This window comes from Kitasatospora sp. NPDC085464, from assembly GCF_044541955.1.
Lineage (GTDB): Bacteria > Actinomycetota > Actinomycetes > Streptomycetales > Streptomycetaceae > Kitasatospora.
On record NZ_JBITTM010000064.1, the window covers coordinates 1 to 3552 of the forward strand.

Here is a 3552-nt window from a genome sequence, read left to right on the forward strand (position 1 = left end):
TGGTGAGGTGGTGGTGGAGGTTGGTGAGGGCGTGTTGGGTGGCGGTGGTGTGTTTGTAGGTGAGGTTGGTGAGTTTGTGGAGGAGTTTGGGCCAGTGGTGGGGTGTGGTGGTGAAGGTGATGGTGAGGAGGGTGGTGTTGTTGGGGTGGGGGGTGAGGGTGTAGGTGGTGGTGCCGTGGAAGTGGCCGGTGTGGGTTTGGGTGAGGGTGTGGTGGGGGGTGATGTGGGTGGTGGTGGAGTGGAATTGGAGTGTGGGGCCGGGTTTGCCGATGCCGTTGGGGTGGATGGTGGTGGTGGTTCCGCCGGTGGTGTGGGGTGGGGTGGGTCCGGGTTGGTGGGTGTTGTGGGGGTGCCACCAGGTGGTTTTGCCGTTGAGTTCGTTGATGATGGCGTTCCAGATGGTGGTGGGGGGGTGGGGGAGGAGGGTTTGGTCGGTGTGGTGGATGGCGTGCACGGGGGTTTCCTTTCGGGGGTTGGTCGGCGGGTTGGTGGTTGGTGTTTTGGGGGTGGGGAAGTGCCCGGGGTTTGTGTGTGCTGCTGGTTTATGTGCTTGCTGTTTGTTGCTGTTGTTTGTTTGCGGCTTGTTGCTGTTTGTTTGTGTGGGTTGTTGGGGGTTAGGGGAAGATGTTTTGGCCGGGAGTGAGGGTGTGGGTGGGGTCGTGGTGGGTTTTGGTGGTGGTGAGGGTGGTCCATTGGGGGCCGTAGTGGGTTTGCCAGTCGGTGGGGGTCATGTGGGGGATGGCGCCGACGAGGTAGCGTTTGGCGCCGAGTTGGACGGCGCGGTCGTAGAGGTGGCGGTTGCGTTGGAGGGCGGGGGTGGGGTTGTAGTCGGGGTGGGGGAAGGTGAGGAGGTCGAAGAGGTAGGCGGTGGGTTCGTTGGGGGTGATGGCGAGGGGGTGGGTGAGTTTGTTGGTGTGGAAGGGGTAGCAGAGGAGGAGGCCTTGGCCGATGTCGTCGGGGGTGAGTTGGGGGAGGGCTTCGGTGAGGAAGGTTTTGGTTTGGGAGGCGGGGAGGAAGAGGGAGAGCCAGGGTTTGGGGGAGTTCCAGTAGCCGAGGTTTTTGATGTTGTCGGCGAAGGCGTCGGCTCGGTAGGTGTATTCGCGGTAGGTGGTGTCGGTGATGGTGGTTTCGGTGGGGAGGGGGTTGAGGCCGGTGAGGAGGGGGGTGGGGTCGGGGGGTGTGGTGCCGTTGTAGTGGGCGACGGCTTCGATTTTGTAGCGGGGGGGTTGGTTGTTGGGTTGGATGAGGATTTCGCCGACTTGGGAGGGGAAGCGGCCGTCGTTGAGGAGGGTTTGTTGGTCGGTGAGGTAGGTGGTGAGGTCGTTGTAGTAGAGGGTGAAGACGCGGGCGTTTTGGGGGGCGGGGATGAGTTTGAGGGTGGCGCGGGTGATGATGCCGACTTGGCCGGCGCCGGCGAGGGCGGTGTGGAAGAGTTCGGTGTTTTTGGTGGGGGTGGCGGTGAGGATGCGGCCGGTGCCGGTGACGATGTCGATGGATTCGACGGTGTCGGCTTGGAGGCCGTATTTGTGGACGGTGGATCCGATGCCGCCGATGCTGATGGTGCCGCCGATGGAGAGGTGGAGGTAGTCGGTGAGGCAGGGGGGGGTTAGGCCTTGGGCGAGGGTGGCGTCGGTGAGTTGGGCCCAGGTGACGCCGGCGTCGACGGTGGCGTTGGTGGGGGTGATGGTGTGGATGCGGTTGAGGGAGCGGGCGTTGATGGCGATGCCGCCTGCGGCGCCGGCTTGGCCGTAGTTGGAGTGTGATTCGAGTTCGCCGTTGTTGCCGCTTTGGCCGTTCATGGCGACTTTGAGGTTGTTGCGGCGGGCGAAGTTGATGATGGTGGCGATGTCCTGGGCGCAGGCGGGGTTGAGGACGGCGTAGGGGGTGGTGGTGGTGAGGCGTCCGAAGTCCTGGGCGTAGGCGGTGCGGGTGGTGGGGTTGGTGGTGAGGGTGCCCTGGATGGGGGGGATGGGGGTGACGCGGTTGGTGGTGGGGTCGTCGGTGGTGGCCCAGGCGCGGGTGGCGGTGTTGTAGCCGATGACGGTGGCGGCGGCGCCGGTGAGCAGGGCTCGCCTGGACAGGGGTGGGCGGTTCATGGGTGTGGGTGTCTCCTGACGGGTTGTGTGGGTCGGTTCGGTCGGGGTGCGCTCTGTTGTGTCCGGTGCCCGGTGGTGTGTGCCCGGCGGTGTGGTGGTGGTTAATAGGGGGTGCTGCCCGGGTGGGGCCTGCGGCGCCCGGTCTGGTGTTGAAGTGCCGCTCCGGTGCGGGCTGTTGTAGCCGGTGCCTGGTGGTGCCGTGGCTGCTGGTGGTCAATAGGGGGTGCTGCCCGGGTGGGGCCTGCGGTTCCCGGCTGGTGTTGAAGTCCGGGTTGGTGTGGCCGGTGGCTGCTGGTGGTCAATAGGGGTGCTGCCCGGGGAGGGCTCGCGGTTTCCCGGCCCGGTGTGGGCTGTTGTAAGCGGTGCCTTGTGGTGGTCAAGGGTGGTGCTTGTGGGTGCTGCCTGTGCTGCTGGTGGGTTGGGTTGTTCTCGGCTGTCGGTGCTGGTGCCGGCGGTCGGTGGTGGTGTGTGCCCGGCGGTGTGGCGGTGGTCTATAGGGGTGTAGCTGTTCGGGTGGGGCTTGAGGCCTTCTGCCTGGGTGTTGAAGTGCCGCTCTGGTGTGGGCTGTTGTAGCTGCCGCCTGGTGATGGGGTGGGTGGTGCGCCGGTGGGGTGCTGGGTGGTGCGGTGTTGGTCAGTTGGGGGTTGTCCGGGTGGGGCCTGCGGTTTCCCGGTCTGGTGTTGAGGTTCCGGGTGGTGGCGGGCGTTGTGGCGGGTGGCTGGTGCTGTGGTGGTCAATAGGGGGTGTTGCTCGGGGATGGCCTGCGGCCTTCCGCCTGGGCGTCGAAATGCCGGGCTGGTCGGGCCGTTGTAGCCGGTGCCTGGTGGTGCGGTGGTGGTCAGTTGGGGGTTGTCCGGGTGGGGCCTGCGGTTTCCCGGTCCGGTGTTGAGGTTTCGGTTGGTGCGGGCTGTTGTAGCCGGTGGCCGGCGGTGACCGGTAGTGGTGCCCCGGGGTCGGGTGCGGTGGTCAATAGGGGTGCTGCTCGGGGAGTTCCTGCGGTGCCCGGTCTGGTGCCGAAGTGACGGTCTGGTGTGGGCTGTTGTAGCCGCCGCCTGGTGCTGGGGTGGGTGGTGTTGGTGGGTTGTGTGTGGTTGTGCGGGGGTGTGGGGGTGGCCCGCGGTCCCCGGGTGTGGTGGGGGCGGGCGTGGTTGGGGGTGTTCGGCCGGGGTGGTGGCGGGTGGTGGGTCCGGCCGGCGGGTGAACGGGTGTGGAGTTGTGGGGTCTGGTCTGTGGTTGGTGTTCGGGTGGTGCGGCAGGTCGGGCTGACCGGTGCTGTGTCCGGGCGGGGGCTGGGTCGGGTGCCTGGCGGGTTCGTGGTCCTGGCCGGGTTGGTCGTCTGGTGTGGTGGGGGCTGTTGTGCCTGTGCGGTCGGTCTTGGGGATGCTCGGCCCGGTGGCCCGGTGGCCCGGTGGCCCGGTGGCCCGGTGGCCCGGTGGCCCGGTGGCCCGGTGGCCCG

2 protein-coding genes are annotated in these 3552 nt (G+C 66.8%); both read right to left on the minus strand.

What is annotated here, in order from left to right; translation table 11 throughout:
* Window positions 1–454, minus strand: a 454-nt coding sequence (locus ACIGG8_RS37610; RefSeq protein ID WP_396553103.1) for a hypothetical protein, incomplete at its 3' end; no start/stop codon positions are given.
* Between the two features lie 160 nt (window positions 455–614).
* Window positions 615–2096: an FAD-binding protein gene (locus ACIGG8_RS37615; RefSeq protein ID WP_396553104.1), complete on the minus strand. Its 1482-nt coding sequence runs from the start codon at window positions 2094–2096 to the stop codon at window positions 615–617.
* Window positions 2097–3552: the final 1456 nt, after the last annotated feature.

Bases quoted from the DNA above. Each gene is read 5' to 3' on its own strand.
- ACIGG8_RS37615 (WP_396553104.1), bottom strand. From the start codon at position 2,096: ATGAACCGCCCACCCCTGTCCAGGCGAGCCCTGCTCACCGGCGCCGCC.